General features: G+C 59.3%; 12 protein-coding genes. 4 read left to right on the top strand and 8 right to left on the bottom strand.

Translation table 11 applies throughout. The annotated features are described in order from the left end of the window. The first annotated feature begins 7 nt into the window (after positions 1-7). Complete coding sequence (locus LRS40_RS04620) at positions 8-1918, top strand: BglG family transcription antiterminator (protein WP_142488010.1); 1911 nt, start codon at positions 8-10, stop codon at positions 1916-1918. Between the two features lie 2 nt (positions 1919-1920). Here the strand turns inward: LRS40_RS04620 and nrdG are convergent, their stop codons facing one another. From nrdG to treR, 5 genes are all read right to left on the bottom strand, one after another. After that, positions 1921-2385, bottom strand: coding sequence for an anaerobic ribonucleoside-triphosphate reductase-activating protein (gene nrdG, locus LRS40_RS04615; protein ID WP_142488011.1), 465 nt, complete (start codon positions 2383-2385; stop codon positions 1921-1923). Positions 2386-2491: 106 nt separating this feature from the next. Continuing rightward, complete coding sequence (gene nrdD / locus LRS40_RS04610; RefSeq protein WP_231313219.1) at positions 2492-4630, bottom strand: anaerobic ribonucleoside-triphosphate reductase; 2139 nt, start codon at positions 4628-4630, stop codon at positions 2492-2494. A gap of 373 nt (positions 4631-5003) precedes the next feature. Further along, complete coding sequence (gene treC / locus LRS40_RS04605; RefSeq protein ID WP_231313218.1) at positions 5004-6659, bottom strand: alpha,alpha-phosphotrehalase; 1656 nt, start codon at positions 6657-6659, stop codon at positions 5004-5006. A gap of 48 nt (positions 6660-6707) precedes the next feature. After that, positions 6708-8126 carry a PTS trehalose transporter subunit IIBC gene (gene treB / locus LRS40_RS04600; protein ID WP_231313861.1) on the bottom strand — a complete coding sequence of 473 codons (1419 nt, stop codon included), beginning with the start codon at positions 8124-8126 and terminating at the stop codon, positions 6708-6710. A 125-nt stretch (positions 8127-8251) separates the two neighbouring features. Then, positions 8252-9199: a trehalose operon repressor TreR gene (gene treR / locus LRS40_RS04595; protein WP_156262781.1), complete on the bottom strand. Its 948-nt coding sequence runs from the start codon at positions 9197-9199 to the stop codon at positions 8252-8254. Between the two features lie 390 nt (positions 9200-9589). On the opposite strand from treR, the gene mgtA reads away from it, so the two are divergent. Beyond that, positions 9590-12292: a magnesium-translocating P-type ATPase gene (gene mgtA / locus LRS40_RS04590; RefSeq protein ID WP_231313217.1), complete on the top strand. Its 2703-nt coding sequence runs from the start codon at positions 9590-9592 to the stop codon at positions 12290-12292. A gap of 200 nt (positions 12293-12492) precedes the next feature. Then, a complete protein-coding gene (locus tag LRS40_RS04585; RefSeq protein WP_231313216.1) occupies positions 12493-14877 on the top strand; it encodes a beta-N-acetylhexosaminidase in 2385 nt (794 codons plus the stop codon). Positions 14878-15003: 126 nt separating this feature from the next. On the opposite strand, the gene gbpA is transcribed toward LRS40_RS04585, so the two are convergent. Beyond that, positions 15004-16365 (bottom strand): N-acetylglucosamine-binding protein GbpA, encoded by a 1362-nt coding sequence (gene gbpA, locus LRS40_RS04580; RefSeq protein WP_370649957.1) that lies wholly within the window; start codon positions 16363-16365, stop codon positions 15004-15006. Between the two features lie 32 nt (positions 16366-16397). On the opposite strand from gbpA, the gene LRS40_RS04575 reads away from it, so the two are divergent. After that, on the top strand, positions 16398-17096 hold the full coding sequence (locus tag LRS40_RS04575; protein ID WP_231311807.1) for an IS1 family transposase: 699 nt from the start codon (positions 16398-16400) through the stop codon (positions 17094-17096). Here LRS40_RS04575 and LRS40_RS04570 read toward each other — a convergent pair. Further along, complete coding sequence (locus tag LRS40_RS04570; RefSeq protein WP_231313214.1) at positions 17090-17242, bottom strand: hypothetical protein; 153 nt, start codon at positions 17240-17242, stop codon at positions 17090-17092. The two genes, LRS40_RS04575 and LRS40_RS04570, sit on opposite strands and share 7 nt — an antisense overlap. Before the next feature lie 183 nt (positions 17243-17425). Beyond that, positions 17426-17812, bottom strand: coding sequence for a 2-iminobutanoate/2-iminopropanoate deaminase (gene ridA / locus LRS40_RS04565; RefSeq protein ID WP_142488020.1), 387 nt, complete (start codon positions 17810-17812; stop codon positions 17426-17428). Between the last annotated feature and the right edge of the window lie 12 nt (positions 17813-17824).

Below are 17824 nucleotides of genomic sequence, written 5' to 3'. Positions count from 1 at the left end.
CAACCCCGTGCGATTTCCCAACCAACGTTTAGCGCAACTGTTTGAAATGTTGCAGAACGAGACGCTGCCTCAGGACGAACTGGCGCAACGGTTGTCGGTATCCACGCGTACCGTCCGGGCTGACATTACCGCGCTCAACGCGCTGCTGGCGGGGAATGGGGCGCAGTTTATCCTCAGCCGCGGGAACGGCTATCAGCTGAAAATCGACGATCAGGCCCGCTACCAGCAGCTGCAGGATTCCCACCCGCGGATGCTGCGGATCCCACGCACCGGCCCGGAGCGGGTGCACTACCTGGTGGTGCGCTTTCTCACTTCGGCGTTCTCCCTCAAACTGGAGGATCTGGCCGACGAGTGGTTTGTCAGCCGCGCCACGCTGCAAAGCGATATGGCGGAGGTGCGCGAGTGGTTTCACCGCTATCGCCTGACGCTGGAGACCCGCCCGCGCCACGGCATGAAGCTGTTTGGCAGCGAGATGGCGATCCGCGCCTGCCTGACCGATCTGCTGTGGCAGCTGGCGCAGCAGGACAACCTCAATCCGCTGGTCACCGAAGTGGCGCTGAATGCCGGCGTGCCGGAACAGCTCGCCGCCGTGCTGCATGAGACCTTCACCCGCCACCATATTCGCCTCACCGACGAAGGCGAGCTGTTTTTACGCCTCTACGGCGCGGTGACGGTGCGACGCATCAGCGAAGGCTATCCGCTGCCGGAATTTAACGCCGAAGAGGTGGCTGAGAACGTGCGCGATGCCGCGCGGGACATCGCCAGCGCCATCGCCCGGCTGGCGGATAAGACCCTTTCGCCAGCGGAAGAGACCTGGCTGGGGGTGCATATCGCCGCCCGCCAGGTGCAGGAGATCTCCCCCAGCGCCATCAACGCCGATGATGAAGAGGCGCTGGTGAACTACATCCTGCGCTATATCAACACCCACTTTAACTACAATCTGCTCGACGACACCCAGCTGCACGCGGATCTCCTGACCCATATAAAAACCATGATCACCCGCGTGCGCTACCAGATCATGATCCCCAATCCGCTGCTGGATAACATCAAGCAGCACTACCCGATGGCGTGGGACATGACCCTCGCGGCGGTCTCCAGCTGGGGAAAATACACCCCCTATGTGATCAGCGAAAACGAGATCGGTTTCCTGGTGCTGCACATTGGCGTCGGTCTGGAGCGCCATTACAACATTGGCTATCAGCGCCAGCCGCGGGTGATGCTGGTCTGCGACGCGGGCAACGCGATGGTGCGGATGATCGAGGCGGTGCTGCAGCGCAAGTACCCGCAGATCGAGGTGACGCGCACCCTGACCCTGCGGGAGTACGAGCAGTGCGAAAGCATCAGCGAGGACTTCGTGATATCCACCGCGCGGATCGCGGAAAAAGCCAAGCCGGTGGTGCTGATCGCCCCGTTCCCGACCGACTATCAGCTGGAGCAGATCGGCAAGCTGGTGCTGGTGGACAGAACGCGCCCGTGGATGCTGGAGAAGTTCTTCGACGCCAGCCATTTCCGCGTCATCGATCGCCCCATCGACCAGCAGACGCTGTTCCGGGAGCTGTGCGACCAGCTGCAGGAAGAGGGATTTGTGGACGCGGAGTTTCTCGACTCGGTGGTGGAGCGCGAGGCCATCGTCAGCACCCTGCTCGGCGACGGTATCGCCCTGCCGCATTCCCTCGGATTGCTGGCGCAAAAAACCGTGGTCTATACCGTGCTGGCCCCGCAGGGCATCCAGTGGGGCGATGACACCGCGCACGTCATTTTCCTGCTGGCGATCAGTAAAAGCGAGTATGAGGAGGCGATGGCGATCTACGATATCTTCGTCACCTTCCTGCGCGAACGGGCGATGACCCGGCTGTGCGGCTGCCACGACTTCGACGAGTTTAAAACCGTGGCGATGGAGTGTTTGAGCCGGTTTTGAGCTCAACGCAAATGATGCACCACCTGATTACTGCTGCCGCGCCAGATAAGCATCGGATCTTTCAGATCCTGCACAAACTTGCCGTCGATCAGCACGTTGATCAGGTCCACCACCTGCATCTGGTCATCGTTTAATTCATCCAGCTTATAGCCGGTCCAGACCCAGATATCTTTGCCTGCGCACTCGGCGCGAATGCGCTGCACCAGCCGCAAAATATCCGGCACGTTCTGTGGATGCAGGGGATCGCCGCCGGAAAGGGAGATCCCCTGGCGTTTGATGCGGGTGTCGTTGAGATCGTCGATGATCCGCTGTTCCATATCTGCGGTGAACGGCATTCCGGAGTTCAGCCGCCAGGTGCTTTTGTTGTAGCAGCCGGGGCATTCGTGGATGCAGCCGGAGACAAACAGGGTGCAGCGGGTGCCGGGACCGTTGACGATGTCGACCGGGTAGTATTGATGGATGTTCATAGCGTGTAACCACGCCGGGTGGCGCTGCGCTTACCCGGCCTACAATGAGAGTGCGGTCCGTAGGCCCGGTAAGCGCAGCGCCACCGGGCATCAATGTGGCAGAGGATTAACCGATCTGCCCATTCCCCAGATGCTTCACGCGGCGCTTCACCTCTTCCTGCTTGCCGGCGTTGAACGGACGTGCATCCGGGCTACCGAGGTAACCGCATACGCGGCGGGTCACGGAGACGCGGGCGGCGTCGTGGTTACCGCATTTCGGGCAGATGAAGCCTTTGCTGGTACATTCGAACTCGCCGGTAAAGCCGCACTCGTAGCACTCGTCGATCGGCGTGTTGGTGCCGTAATAGGGCACGTGCTGATAGCTGTAATCCCACACGTCTTCCAGCGCCTTCAGGTTGTGCTGAATGTTCGGGTACTCGCCGTAACAGATAAAACCGCCGCTCGCCACCGGTGGGTAGGCCGCTTCAAAGTCGATCTTGTCATACGGGTTCACCTTCTTCTCCACGTCGAGGTGGAAGCTGTTGGTGTAGTAGCCCTTATCGGTGACACCCTCCACCACGCCAAACTCGGCGGTATCCAGGCGGCAGAAGCGGTCGCACAGGTTTTCGCTCGGGGTGCTGTAGAGGCTGAAGCCGTAGCCGGTTTCGTCTTTCCACTTATCTACCGCGTCGCGCAGATGCTGCACGATAGCGATACCTTTCGCCCGCAGGGCTTCGCTGTCATAGACGTGTTGGTCGCCAAACAGGGCGTTAATGGTTTCGTGGATCCCGATATAGCCCAGCGAAATAGACGCACGACCGTTCTTGAAGATCTCAGACACGTCATCGTCAGCCTTCAGGCGCACCCCGCAGGCCCCTTCCATATAGAGGATCGGCGCGACACGCGCTTTGACCCCTTCCAGACGGGCGATACGGGTCATCAGCGCCTTACGCGCCAGCAGCAGGCGCTCGTCCAGCAGCGTCCAGAAGACGGCCTCGTTGCCTTTGGCTTCCAGCGCGATGCGCGGCAGGTTCAGGCTGATCACGCCCAGGTTGTTGCGCCCGTCGTGGATCTGCTCGCCGTTTTCATCTTCGTACACGCCGAGGAAGCTGCGGCAACCCATCGGGGTTTTGAACGAGCCGGTGACTTTCACCACCTGGTCATAGTTCAGAATGTCCGGATACATGCGCTTGCTCGCGCACTCCAGCGCCAGCTGTTTGATGTCGTAGTTGGCATCGCCAAACTTGTGGTTCAGGCCATCGCGGATGGCGAACACCAGTTTCGGGAACACCGCGGTTTTACGGTTTTTGCCCAGACCGGAAATACGGTTGCGCAGAATGGACTGCTGGATCAGGCGTGATTCCCAGCTGGTGCCCAGACCAAAGCCGAAGGTGACGAACGGCGTCTGACCGTTGGCGGTGTGCAGGGTGTTCACTTCATATTCCAGCGACTGGAAGGCGTCGTAGCACTCTTTCTCGGTGCGGGAGCGGGCATAACCTTCCGCATCCGGGATCTGCCACTCTTCCGCCACCTGGCGATGCTTGGCATAGCTGGCGGCGACAAACGGGGCCAGCACTTCGTCGATGCGGTTGATGGTGGTGCCGCCGTAGATATGACTGGCGACCTGGGCGATGATCTGCGCGGTCACTGCGGTGGCGGTGGAGATTGATTTTGGCGGCTCAATCTCGGCGTTGCCCATCTTGAAGCCCTGGGTCAGCATACCTTTCAGGTCGATGAGCATGCAGTTGAACATCGGGAAGAACGGCGAGTAGTCGAGATCGTGATAGTGAATATCCCCGCGCTCGTGGGCCTGCACCACGTCGCGCGGCAGCAGGTGCTGACGGGCGTAGTGCTTGGCGACGATACCGGCCAGCAGGTCGCGCTGGGTGGGGATCACTTTGCTGTCTTTATTGGCGTTCTCGTTGAGCAGCGCAGAGTTGGTCTGCTCGACCAGGCCACGGATCTCCTGGTTCAGACGACCGCGTTTTTCACGTTCGATATCCCGGTCGTGACGGTATTCAATATAGGCGCGCGCCAGCTGCTTATATGGGCCCGACATCAGCTGGTTTTCCACCGCGGTCTGGATCTCGTTGATGTCGACCTTGCTGCGGTCCTTCATCTGATTGCTGACGACTTCTGCGACGGTGGCGCAGTAATCTGCGTCATCGACTCCCGCTGCTTTAGCTGCACGCAGAATCGCTTCCTGGATGCGCTCTGATTTGAAAGGCACGTTACAGCCATCTCGTTTCATCACATGCGGTGTCATGACCACTCCTTTAGAAACAGGTTATCCACAGAGAAGAGGAAAGTGGGTTTTTGGCATAACAACAGTCAGCCCAGCCACTTCCCGGGTTACCAACACATGTTATCCACAATTCCGGCCAGCGTTGACGCCGTCTTATTGTTGAAATTGTAGACGTTAAATACAAGATGTTGGGTCGGCGTGCATTCTAAGCGCTACATATAGTGATTTGCATCAAACAAGTTTGCGATTTATTTGATTCAGAACAAGGTATCCAGGGAAGAGTACAGCGGGTGGGCGATTGAGGAATTGTAAAGACAACAGTTCAGTAATTGTATAATTAATAAACAAAATTAATCCGCATGCCGGGCAGCCCTCGAGCCGCCCGGCATGCCCGTTAAGACTGTAGCCACCATACCGCTTCAAACGGACGCAGGGTCATGGCGCCAGGCTGCGGCGAGACTTCAGGATAATTGCTCATCACCACCTGCCAGTCGCCCTCAACCGCCTGCGGCTGCCACGGCTGGCACTCGCGGCTCAGGCTGGCGATCGCCATCAGCGTCTGGCCCTGCCACTGGCGGCGATAGCACCACAGGAACGGGTGATCCGGGAGCAGATCCTGATAATCCCCCCAGGTGAGCACCGGCAGGGTTTTACGCAGCTGGATCAACCTCTGGTAGGCGTAAAACACCGAGTCGGGATCGGCCAGCGCCGCCTCGACGTTGATCGTTTCCGCGTTATTACTCAGGGCGATCCACGGCTCGCCGGTGGTGAACCCGCCATTGGCTGAGGCATCCCACTGCATCGGCGTGCGGCTGTTATCGCGGGATTTGCTCGCGAGGATCGCCAGCAGCTCGTCGGCGTCCTGCCCCTGGGCGCGCAGCCCGGCGAACATGTTGTGGCTCTCCACGTCGCGGTAGTCGGTGATGCGGGTGAAGTGCGGGTTGGTCATGCCAATCTCTTCGCCCTGATAGACGTAAGGGGTGCCCTGCATCCCGTGCAGCACCATCGCCAGCATCTTCGCCGCCGGGACGCGATACTCTCCCTCATCGCCAAAGCGTGAGACGATGCGCGGCTGGTCGTGGTTACACCAGAACAGCGCGTTCCACGCCCGGTTGTGCATCCCCTGCTGCCAGTGGCTGAACAGGGCTTTCAGCGCCACGAAATCCGGTTTCGCCAGCGTCCACTTCTCGCCGTTGGGATAATCCACCTTCAGATGGTGGAAGTTAAAGGTCATCGACAGTTCCCGCCCGTCGAGCGCGGCGTACTGCTGGCAGTGCTCCAGGCGGGTGGAGGACATTTCGCCCACCGTCATCATGTTGCGCGGGGTAAAGACGTCCCGGCTCATCTCCTGCAGATAGTCGTGAATGCGCGGCCCGTCGGTATAGAAGCGGCGGCCATCGCCGATCGTATCGTCGGGGAAATCCTGGTCTTTCGATACCAGGTTAATCACGTCGAGACGCAGGCCGTCCACGCCGCGATCGGCCCAGAACTCGCACACTTTTTTCAGCTCGGCGCGCACCTGCGGGTTTTCCCAGTTGAGATCAGCCTGCTCCGGGGCAAACAGGTGCAGATAGTACTGCTCGCTTTCGGCATGCCAGCGCCAGGCGTTGCCGCCGAACTTGGAGCGCCAGTTGTTGGGCAGCTGCTCCGGGGTGCCGTCGCGCCAGATGTAGAACTCGCGGTACGGGCTCTCTTTATTGAGCGACTCGCGGAACCACGCGTGCTGGGTGGAGGTGTGGTTAAACACCATATCCAGTACGATGCGGATCCCGCGTTGATGGGCTGCGGCCACCAGCGCGTCGAAATCATCCAGCGTGCCGTAGGCCGGATCGATGCTGACGTAGTTTGCCACGTCGTAGCCGTTATCCACCTGCGGAGAGATATAGAACGGCGTCAGCCAGATAGCGTCGATGCCGAGGGTTTTGAGGTAGTCGAGACGCGAGGTCACGCCGCGCAAATCCCCGGTGCCGCGCCCGGTCGTATCCTGGAAGCTCTTGGGGTAGATCTGATAGATGACGCCGTTTTGCCACCAGTGAGGAAGGGTATTCATAGTGCGTTCCTGCAAATGCGAAGGGGCGCAACTGCGCCCCGAAAGAGATTAAACAATCTGCAACGCGCCCTGACGGAACTTGCGCTGATAGATAACGGTGGTCAGCAACATCGGGACGATAATCGCCACGGCCATCGCCAGGGAGAAGACCTGCCAGTAGCTCGTCTGGATAGAGAGGATGCCCGGCAGACCGCCGACGCCGATGCCGTTAGCCATCACGCCGTTCAGCCCGCACAGCAGGCCCGCCAGCCCGGAGCCGATCATCGCGCACAGCATCGGGAAGCGATATTTCAGGTTGATGCCGTACATCGCCGGTTCGGTGACCCCGAGGTAGGCGGAGATCGCCGCCGGCACCGAGATTTCACGTTCGTTATGCTTACGGCTGACGATGATGATGCCGGTGACCGCCGAGGCCTGCGCAATGTTCGACAGGGCAATCAGCGGCCACACCGGGGTGCCGCCGAGGCTCTGGATCATCTGCATATCAATCGCCAGGGTGGTCTGATGCACGCCGGTGATCACCAGCGGGGCATACAGGAAGCCAAACAGCGCGGCGCCAATCGGGGCGAAGCTGCCGGTCATCAGGTGACGCACCGCATATGCCACGCCATCGCCAATCATGCGGCCGAACGGACCGATAAAGGCGTGGGCGAGGAACACCGCCAGGATCAGGGAGCAGACCGGCACCACCACCAGATAGAGGTAATCCGGCACCATGCGCTTCAGGTGGGTCTCGATCATCCCCAGCGCCAGACCGGCCAGCAGGGCCGGGATAACCTGCGCCTGATAGCCCACTTTGGCGATGGTAAAGAGGCCGAAGTTCCACACCTCAGGCACCTGCTGCCCAAGTAAGTAAGCGTTCATTAACTGTGGAGAGACCAGCGTCACGCCCAGCACGATACCCAGAATCGGCGTGCCGCCCATTTTGCGCACCGCCGACCAGCAGATCCCCACCGGCAGATAGAAGAAGATCGCCTCGCCAATCAGCCACAGGAAGTCATAGATGCTCTGCAGAGCCGGGTACATCTGGGCGAGGGTCTTGCCGTCGCTCATCGGCACATCGCCAATCAGGTTACGGAAGCCGAGGATCAGGCCCCCGCTGATCAGCGCCGGCAGCAGCGGGAAGAAAATCTCTGCGAAATGTGAAATGAGCTGTTCATGCCACTTCATGTTCTGGCGCGCGGCCTTTTTGGCCTGCTCTTTATCGGCCGACGAGTGGCCGGTGGTCGCCAGCAGCGCCTTATAGTAATCGCCCACCTCGGTGCCGATCACCACCTGGAACTGCCCGGCATTGGTGAAGCAGCCTTTCACCATCGACAGCTCTTCGATGGCTTTGGGGTTAGCTTTGGCCGGATCGTTTAACACAAAACGCAGGCGGGTAATGCAGTGGCTGACCGTGGCGATGTTGTCACGTCCGCCAACCAGCACGATCAGCTGGTCGATATCCGTTTGTTTTACTTTGCTCATCATGAAGCCTCATGACAGATGGTAGGGGTTAGGGACTGGTGGCAAGCCTACTCTTTCAGCGTAACGCGGAAAATGGGAACGTTCCCGAAACCGGGCGAGGATCACAATAAAGCGTCTTTTGACGCTCAGGAGAGGGCGGCGGGAATGACGATCTGGCGCGGTTCGCTGCGGCCGTTGATCTGCTCAATCAGCTGCATAGCGGCCTGACGGCCGGAGTCGGCGTAGCCGGGATCGACGGTAACGATCTCCGGATGGAGGAACTTCATCAGCGGCGTGTTGCCAACGCTCGCCAGCTGCAGGCTGTCGATGCGCTGTTCTTGTAAGTACTTACTAGCGCCCAGGGCCAGAGTATCCGTGGCACAGACCAGCGCGGTAGTCTGCGGGGTCAGCACGTCAGCCACTTTCTCATAGCCCTGTTTCATCCCCAGACCGGGTAACGCGGCGACCGCAGGCAGGGCGTGCTGTTTGCAGAATTCCAGGTAGGCATTATGGCGGCGCTGGCCGGTGGTGACGTCGCTGTGCGGCACGCCAAGATAGCTGATATGCCGGTGACCACCGTCGTACAGGCGCTGCATCAGAACGTGAATTGCCCCTTCATCGTCATAGCACACCGAGGCGAAGCCGCGGGCATCCCGGGCCAGCATGACCAGAGACGATTGCCACGGGGTGAGCATCTGCTCGCTGAGGCCGGTAAAGCCAAACAGCACCACGCCGTCGATGTTGCGTCGCTTCAGCATCCCGAGGTGCTCCTCGACCATCTGCGGCGAAAACTGGCTCTCCATCATGATCGGATCGTAACCCTGTTCATAGAAGACGGGGAGCATGGTCTGTACCGCCAGGTTTTCCGACAGCGAATCCAGACGGGTGACGATGATCGCCACCACTTTGTCGCTCTGCCCGCGCATGGCGCGCGCCGAGCGGGACGGAGAGAAGCCGTGCTGATTCATCACCGCCTCGACGCGTTCGCGGGTGCGCTCGCTGACACCACTTTCGTTGTTCAGCACCCGTGAGACGGTGGATTTACCCACGCCGCTCAGACGCGCAATGTCTTTAATGGTGAGGCGATTCTGCATGCTTTCATTCCTGTAACGCATTGATGAAATAATCAATAAGCCTAAATCGGGTGTCCGGTTCCGCAATGGGCAAAGTCTGGTTTACGTTTGGTTTAATGCCCGGCCGGTATCATACCGCCCGAATTGTCACGAACGGTATGGCTAAAACGCTATACTGCGCGCCGACTTACCTTTTTTTACTTACCGGAGGCTGTATGGATCCCGATCCCACCCCTCTCCCGCGAGGGAGAACCCTTTCTTTCCGGTAAGCCTGTACTCACTGCCTTACCGGATGCGTAAGGCAGTAACGTTATTCAACGTTCCTGCATAACTGATACCGCCGCTCAGGCGTGGCTTTGTCACGTCTGAAGACAAGACTGCGCCCGTTTTCACGGGTGCGGGGGACGTGTTATGTTCAAAAATTTCACACAACAGCTGCTGGCCCGGCTGAGCCGCCACCTGCCGCGCCGTCTGGTGCAGCGCGACCCGATGGCAACGGGCAAAACCGATACCGTCATGCCCGGCGCGCTTGCCGCCCACTGTCTGCGGGTGGCCGCAATGGAAGAGCCCGCGCTGTGGCGGACCTTTGCCAGCCATCCGGAAGGGCTGACGGCCGCTGAGGTCGAAACCGCTCGCGCCACGCACGGCGAGAATCAGATCCCGGCGCAAAAACCGGCCCGCTGGTGGGTGCATCTGTGGGCCTGCTACCGCAACCCCTTCAACCTGCTGCTGACGGTGCTGGGCGTTATCTCCTATGCCACCGAAGACCTGTTTGCCGCCGGGGTGATCGCCCTGATGGTGGGCATCTCCACGCTGCTGAACTTTATCCAGGAGGCCCGCTCCACCCGGGCGGCGGATGCCCTGAAGGCGATGGTCAGCAACACCGCCACCGTCCTGCGCACCCTCAACGACAAAGGGGAAAGCGGCTGGCGGGAGGTACCTATTGACCAGCTGGTGCCGGGGGATCTGGTGAAGCTGGCGGCCGGGGACATGATCCCGGCGGATTTACGCATTCTCCAGGCCCGGGACCTGTTTGTGGCCCAGGCCTCGCTGACCGGCGAATCCCTGCCGGTGGAGAAGGTCGCCCACAGCCGCGATCCGCAGCAGAGCAACCCGCTGGAGTGCGACACCCTGTGCTTTATGGGCACCACGGTGGTCAGCGGCACGGCACAGGCAATGGTGATCGCCACCGGAGGAAACACCTGGTTTGGACAGCTGGTCGGGCGCGTCAGCGAGCAGGAGAGCGAGCCCAACGCCTTCCAGCAGGGCATTGGCCGCGTCAGCATGCTGCTGATCCGCTTTATGCTGGCGATGACCCCCATCGTGCTGCTGATTAACGGCTACACCAAAGGCGACTGGTGGGAAGCGGCGCTGTTTGCGCTCTCGGTGGCGGTGGGGCTCACTCCGGAGATGCTGCCGATGATTGTCACCTCGACCCTGGCGCGCGGGGCGGTAAAACTCTCGAAGCAAAAGGTGATCGTCAAGCACCTCGACGCCATTCAGAACTTTGGCGCGATGGATATCCTCTGCACCGACAAAACCGGCACCCTGACTCAGGACAAGATCGTGCTGGAGCATCACACCGACGTGTCGGGCAAGGTCTGCGAGCGGGTGCTGAATACCGCCTGGCTGAACAGCCACTACCAGACCGGGCTGAAGAACCTGCTCGACGTCGCGGTGCTGGAAGGGGTGGATGAAGCCACAGCCCGCACCCTCTCGACCCGCTGGCAGAAAGTGGATGAGATCCCCTTTGATTTCGAGCGCCGCCGCATGTCGGTGGTGGTCAGTGAAGAGCAGGGGGTACATCAGCTGATCTGCAAAGGGGCGCTGCAGGAGATCCTGAATGTATCTACCCAGGTGCGGCACAACGGCGAGATTGTCCCGCTGGACGACAGCATGCTGCGGCGCATCCGCCGCGTCACCGATAACCTCAACCGCCAGGGGCTGCGTGTGGTGGCGGTGGCCAGCAAGTTTCTGCCGGCCCGCGAGGGGGATTACCAGCGCATCGACGAATCGGATCTGATCCTCGAAGGCTACATCGCCTTCCTCGATCCGCCGAAAGAGACCACCGCTCCGGCGCTCAGGGCGCTGAAAAACAGCGGCATCACGGTGAAAATCCTTACCGGCGACAGCGAGCTGGTGGCGGCGAAAGTGTGCCGCGAAGTGGGGCTGGATGCGGGTGAGGTGGTGACGGGCAGCGAGATCGAAACGCTTTCCGACGACGCGCTGGCTCTGCTTGCAAAGCGCACCACGCTGTTTGCGCGCCTGACCCCGATGCACAAAGAGCGCATTGTTACCCTGCTGAAGCGCGAGGGGCACGTGGTGGGCTTTATGGGGGATGGCATCAACGATGCGCCCGCGCTGCGTGCGGCGGATATCGGGATTTCGGTTGACGGTGCGGTGGATATCGCCCGGGAAGCGGCGGATATCATTCTGCTGGAGAAGAGCCTGATGGTGCTGGAGGAGGGGGTGATCGAAGGTCGCCGCACCTTCGCCAACATGCTCAAGTACATCAAGATGACCGCCAGCTCCAACTTCGGCAACGTCTTCAGCGTGCTGGTGGCGAGCGCGTTCCTGCCGTTCCTGCCGATGCTGCCGTTGCATCTGCTGATCCAGAACCTGATGTACGACGTCTCCCAGGTGGCGATCCCCTTTGATAACGTCGACGAGGATCAGATCCGCAAGCCGCAGCGCTGGGATCCGTCAGAACTCGGCCGGTTCATGCTCTTTTTCGGCCCGATCAGCTCGATCTTCGACATTCTGACCTTCTGCCTGATGTGGTTCGTGTTCCACGCCAACACGCCGGATCAGCAGACCCTGTTCCAGTCCGGCTGGTTCGTGGTTGGGCTGCTGTCGCAAACCCTGATTGTGCATATGATCCGCACCCGTCGCATTCCGTTCCTCCAGAGCCGCGCCGCCTGGCCGCTGATCCTGATGACGGGGCTGGTGATGGTGCTCGGCATCGCGCTGCCGTTCTCGCCGCTGGCAGGGTATCTGCAGTTGCAGGCGCTGCCGCTCGGCTACTTCCCGTGGCTGGTGGCGATCCTCGCCGGGTATATGGTGCTGACGCAGCTGGTGAAAGGGTTCTATAGCCGCCGGTACGGTTGGCAGTAGGTTTGTGCCCGGTGGCGCTGCGCTTACCGGGCCTACGATCCTAACGTAGGCCGGGTAAGGCGAAGCCGCCACCCGGCACATCGCGTTTACCCCAAATTCAATAACCTGTGATCGCCGTCACCCGCCGCGCTTGACGCTAATTTGCGCACATGTTAACAGAATGTTTTGCCTTTTTTCGGCCCGTCAAATAAGGAACATTCATGTTACGGTACAGCCTCCTGACCGCCGGGCTTATGCTCGGTTTTTCTGCGTTTGCCGCCCCGGCAGGCGATCTCCCTCTGATGCCCTGGCCTGCAAAGGTCGAACGTCCTGCCAGCCAGGGCGCGCTGGTCATCAACAATAACTTCTCCGTTAGCGTCTCGGGGGACGATCTCGGTGACGCGGTGACACGCCTGCGTCAGCGGGTGGCGCTGCAAACCGGCTGGACCCTCCAGCCCCAGGCCGACAAACCTGAAAAACCGACGGTAACCATCGCCATCGCCCGGAAGGTGGCCCCCCAGCCTAAACCGGACAGCGATGAAAGCTACACACTCACCGTAGACGCCAGCGGGGTGACTATCACCGCCAACACCCGCTTCGGCGCGCTGCGGGCGATGGAGACCCTGCTGCAGCTGATCCAGAACGGTGCGGAAAATACCTCCCTGCCGTGGGTCAGCATTGAGGATGCCCCGCGCTTCCCGTGGCGCGGCCTGCTGCTCGATTCGGCCCGCCACTTTATTCCGCTCGACGACATCAAGCGCCAGATCGACGGCATGGCGGCGGCGAAGCTCAACGTGCTGCACTGGCATTTAACCGACGATCAGGGCTGGCGCTTTGCCTCAAAGCGCTACCCGAAACTGACCGAACTCGCCAGCGACGGCCTGTTCTATACCCAGGATCAGATGCGTGACGTGGTGCGCTACGCCGCCGCGCGTGGCGTTCGCGTGGTGCCTGAAATTGACATGCCCGGCCACGCCTCGGCCATTGCCGTGGCCTATCCGGAGCTGATGAGCGCCCCGGGGCCCTATGAGATGGAGCGTCATTGGGGCGTGCTCAAGCCGGTGATGGATCCCACCAAAGAGGCCACTTACGTCTTTGCCGGGGCGATGATCGCCGAACTGACGGCGATCTTCCCGGATCCCTACCTGCACATCGGCGGCGATGAGGTGGACGACAGCCAGTGGAAAGCGAACCCCGCCATCCAGCAGTTTATGCGCGACAACAAGCTGGCCGACAGCCACGCCCTGCAGGCGTATTTCAACCGCAAGCTGGAGACGATCCTCGAGAAAAACCAGCGCCAGATGGTGGGCTGGGACGAGATCTTCCACCCGGATCTGCCGAAGAGCATCCTGATCCAGTCCTGGCAGGGGCAGGACGCGCTGGGCGAGGTGGTGAAGCAGGGCTACAAAGGAATTCTCTCCACCGGGTTTTATCTCGATCAGCCCCAGTACACCGCCTATCACTACCGCAATGAGATCGTGCCCCAGGGGCTCAACAACGTGGACGTCATCACCGATCGCGACAGCGCCCAGAGCTGGTCCTTTACCCTGCCGCGCCTGAAGGGCAAGCCGGTGGAGGGGAGCTTCACGCTGGTGAAAGGCGACGCGGGCTGGCGCGGGTTTATCGATTTCAGCGGCAAATCGCGGCGGGCGGTACAGGACATCGACTGGCGCAGCGACAATCAGGTGAGCTTCACCGTCGATACCTGGATGGGGGAAACCCGCCCGGTGGTAACGGTGAAGGACGACAAGATTGAGGGCTATTTCCTGCTGGGCAACAGCCGCTATCCGGTGACGGGTCAGCGGCTGGATACGGTGCCGGAAGGGATCGCCCCGGCGGTGCCTGACGCCAGACAGCAGGCGAATCTGCTGGGCGGCGAGGCGGCGCTGTGGGCGGAAAATGTGTCTGCCCCGGTGCTGGATATCAAGCTGTGGCCGCGGGCGTTTGCGGTGGCGGAGCGGCTGTGGTCGGCGCAGGACGTAACGGATGTCGATAACATGTACACCCGCCTGCAGGCAATGGACAGCTGGTCGACGGTATCGGTGGGCTTACAACAACATGCCCGTCAGCAGGTGCAGTTCACCCGTCTGGGGAACACCACCGACACGATGGCGCTGAACATCCTCGCCCAGGCGCTGGAGCCTGCCCAGTATTACACCCGCAATCATCTCAAGTTCCAGGCCGGAAACTACGATCTGTTTGAGCCCCTGAACCGCCTGGCCGACGCGCTGCCTCCGGAGAGCAACCAGGTGCGGCAGATGGACCGCTGGGCCGAGCGGCTGGTGAGCGATGCCGAAGACAGCGAAAGCGCGGAGTCCCTGCGTCATCTCTTTACTCGCTGGCAGACCAACACCCCGGACGCGCTGGCGCTGGCCGAAAACAGCTATCAGCTGAAAGCGCTGAAGCCGGTGATTCAGACGGTGGATAAGCTGGCGACGATTGGGCTGCGCTTAACGGATCTGGTGGCGCGTCAGGGAACGCTGGATGATAACGAGATTGCGTCGATTCAGGGCGAGCTGGATAAGGCGGCGCAAATTCAGGATGAAGTGGTGATTGCGGCGGTCTACCCGCTGGAGAAACTGCTGCGCGCGACGCGCAATCAGTAAAAAATGCCCGGTGGCGCTACGCTTACCGGGCCTACAAAATCCGTACGGTTCCGTTTGTCGGACAAACAAACCGCACTAACCCATAGGCCGGGTAAGGCGAAGCCGCCACCCGGCAAACAGAACAACTTATTTCTGCAGGGTCCACGCCATGGTCCAGTGGGAACCGACACCCGGTTCGAACTGGTTAGCGCCCGCTGCGTACTGAATGCAGTAGCCGCTGTATGGCGCAGTCTTACACTTGTAAGTTTTACCATTTTTCGGCTGCAGAACCACGGTACCGGCTTTGTAGGAGGCGATATTCTGCGGATAGGTGTAGTCGTATTTACCTGCGGTACCATTATCGGTGTTTGACGCTTCGCCTTCCAGCATCATGTCAATCACGTCCTGCGCGAACATGACGCCATCTTTGTTGGACGCGTAGTATTTCAGCATGTGGTGGCCCGGCGTGACGTCAGACAGGTTCATGGTCACGTCCTGGTTGGCGTTGTTCATGTCCTGCTTCACATAACCTTTTTCCGCACCGGCGTGGTTCATCACGCGTGCTTCCAGGTTGACGTTACCCTGGGTATTCACGTGGAAGGTCACGGTTGCCGCACCGTTTTTGATTTTGCTGAACTTCACGTTAGTGACGGCGATAGCTTCGCTCACCTGAGACTGCTGTTCCTCATAAGAGACAGCAACAGATTTCAGGGTGCTGCCGTCTTTCACGTAGACGTTGTTCGCGCCGTGAACCGGATTCACCTCGCCGCTTTCGTCTTTCATGCCGACGCGGACATCGCTGTGCGCGGCGTTGATCGCCTGCGCCAGATCGAATGCCCACTGGCTTGCCTGGCCCTGAGACGCCGAGGAGACGGTCAGTTCGGTACGCATGGAGACCACTTCGCCATTTGCGTCGAAGAAGCGGGCGATCACTTTGTCGCCTGCGTTGACGTTGTTACCCGAAATCTGGCCGCTCAGGGTGTTGGTCCATTCGGAAACCACTGCCGGGGTTTCGTCTGGGGTGACGTTGCCGCCATTACCGAAATCAACGTCTATCGCCTGGTAGAAGCTATTAGTGGTATCCGCAATTTCCCATACCGCGTAAATAACCTGGTAGCCAGTACGCTGCGGAACATTACAGGTCATTTGCTGACGCTGAGCCGGAGCCTGACCATTACCATTTACGGTACAGAATGGGGTGGACTCAAATTGATCGCGGGTCAGCGGTTTATTTGGATTCCAGTCTTGTTTCGTAATATACCAGCGCCAGTTAACGGTTTTATGTGGTGCGGTGTGATACCAGGTAAAGGTATTTTTACCCGCAGTAATCGGTGTTTTAGTCCACGCGTTCAGGCTCTGGCGATCGAGCTGGGAATATTGGGAAATACCGGCGCTGGCCAGCTGTCCATCCGGCGGCAGCGCGCCAGTTGGGAAGCCAGAAGTACGTTCAACGCTCTGGGGTTCATATTGAACAGTACCGCAATCGGGTAATGGTGCCAACTTACTGATTTAGTGTACGATGGTGTTTTTGAGGTGCTCCCGTGGCTTCCATCTCCATCAGTTGTCCCTCCTGCTCAGCTACTGAAGGCGTGGTGCGTAACGGTAAAAGTACTGCCGGACATCAGCGCTATCTCTGCTCTCACTGCCGTAAAACATGGCAGCTACAGTTCACTTACACCGCCTCTCAGCCCGGTACACACCAGAAAATCATTGATATGGCCATGAATGGTGTTGGATGCCGGGCAACCGCCCGCATTATGGGCGTTGGCCTCAACACGATTTTTACGTCACTTAAAAAACTCAGGCCGCAGTCGGTAACCTCGCGCATACAGCCGGGCAGTGATGTGATTGTCTGCGCTGAAATGGACGAACAGTGGGGCTACGTCGGTGCTAAATCACGTCAGCGCTGGCTGTTTTACGCGTATGACAGGATACGGAGGACGGTTGTGGCGCACGTCTTCGGTGAACGCACTCTGGCCACACTGGAGCGTCTTCTGAGCCTGCTGTCGGCCTTTGAGGTCGTGGTATGGATGACGGATGGCTGGCCGCTGTATGAATCCCGCCTGAAGGGAAAGCTGCACGTAATCAGCAAGCGTTACACTCAGCGAATTGAGCGGCATAACCTGAATCTGAGACAACATCTGGCAAGGCTGGGACGGAAGTCACTGTCGTTCTCAAAATCGGTGGAGCTGCATGACAAGGTCATCGGGCATTATCTGAACATAAAACACTATCAGTAAGTTGGAGTCATTACCCCGCAATCGATATTTTTACCGAGCTTACACATATAAGCGCGGCTGGCCGGAGATTCTACATAACCATGTGCAAAAGCCGATGAGGCAACCGTGAGTGTGGCAAGTGCCAACGCAATTTTAGACAGTTTCATTTTTTATTCCATTAAAAGGGATTAATGCATTTGGGCGGGTTTAGTGTTGCCCGGAATAAAAAATTAGTCATTTTAAGCTGCGATGAAAAAGAATAATGAAAAGGCTTGAAGGTTATTTCTCTCTGTGTATTCAGAAAATAAAAAAGGCAGCGCAGGCTGCCTTTTGCATATCAAAATCAGGTATTAGCGACGCACGGCAATCGCTTCAATTTCGATTTTTACGTCTTTTGGCAGACGAGCCACTTCCACGCAGGAGCGCGCCGGGAAGCCCGCGTTGTGCTCGGTGAAGAAAGCTTCGTAGGTGGCGTTAACGGTGGCGAAGTCGTTGAGATCTTTCACGAAGACCGTAGTTTTAACGATGTCGCCCACTTTCAGGCCAGCGGATTCAACGATCGCTTTGACGTTTTCCAGCGACTGGCGCGCCTGCGCAGAGACGTCTTCCGGCACCTCACCGGTTTTTGGGTTCACCGGGATCTGGCCGGAGGTGATGATCATGCTGCCAAGATCAACGCCCTGAACGTATGGGCCGATAGCTGCAGGTGCATTTTCCGTCGCGAGTACTTTGGTCATGATTTCTCCTGA

Source organism: Leclercia sp. G3L (assembly GCF_021117075.1).
Taxonomy (GTDB): Bacteria; Pseudomonadota; Gammaproteobacteria; order Enterobacterales; family Enterobacteriaceae; genus Enterobacter; species Enterobacter adecarboxylatus_C.
The sequence above is the reverse complement of the archived record's forward strand: the minus strand, read 5'-3'. Positions and strand labels throughout refer to the sequence as shown.

Excerpts from the sequence above, each read along its gene's own strand:
- nrdG (WP_142488011.1), bottom strand. The coding sequence starts at position 2,385 with ATGAACATCCATCAATACTACCCGGTCGACATCGTCAACGGTCCCGGC.
- nrdD (WP_231313219.1), bottom strand. The coding sequence starts at position 4,630 with ATGACACCGCATGTGATGAAACGAGATGGCTGTAACGTGCCTTTCAAA.
- treC (WP_231313218.1), bottom strand. The coding sequence starts at position 6,659 with ATGAATACCCTTCCTCACTGGTGGCAAAACGGCGTCATCTATCAGATC.
- treB (WP_231313861.1), bottom strand. The coding sequence starts at position 8,126 with ATGAGCAAAGTAAAACAAACGGATATCGACCAGCTGATCGTGCTGGTT.
- treR (WP_156262781.1), bottom strand. The coding sequence starts at position 9,199 with ATGCAGAATCGCCTCACCATTAAAGACATTGCGCGTCTGAGCGGCGTG.
- mgtA (WP_231313217.1), top strand. The coding sequence starts at position 9,590 with ATGTTCAAAAATTTCACACAACAGCTGCTGGCCCGGCTGAGCCGCCAC.
- LRS40_RS04585 (WP_231313216.1), top strand. The coding sequence starts at position 12,493 with ATGTTACGGTACAGCCTCCTGACCGCCGGGCTTATGCTCGGTTTTTCT.
- LRS40_RS04570 (WP_231313214.1), bottom strand. The coding sequence starts at position 17,242 with ATGAAACTGTCTAAAATTGCGTTGGCACTTGCCACACTCACGGTTGCC.
- ridA (WP_142488020.1), bottom strand. The coding sequence starts at position 17,812 with ATGACCAAAGTACTCGCGACGGAAAATGCACCTGCAGCTATCGGCCCA.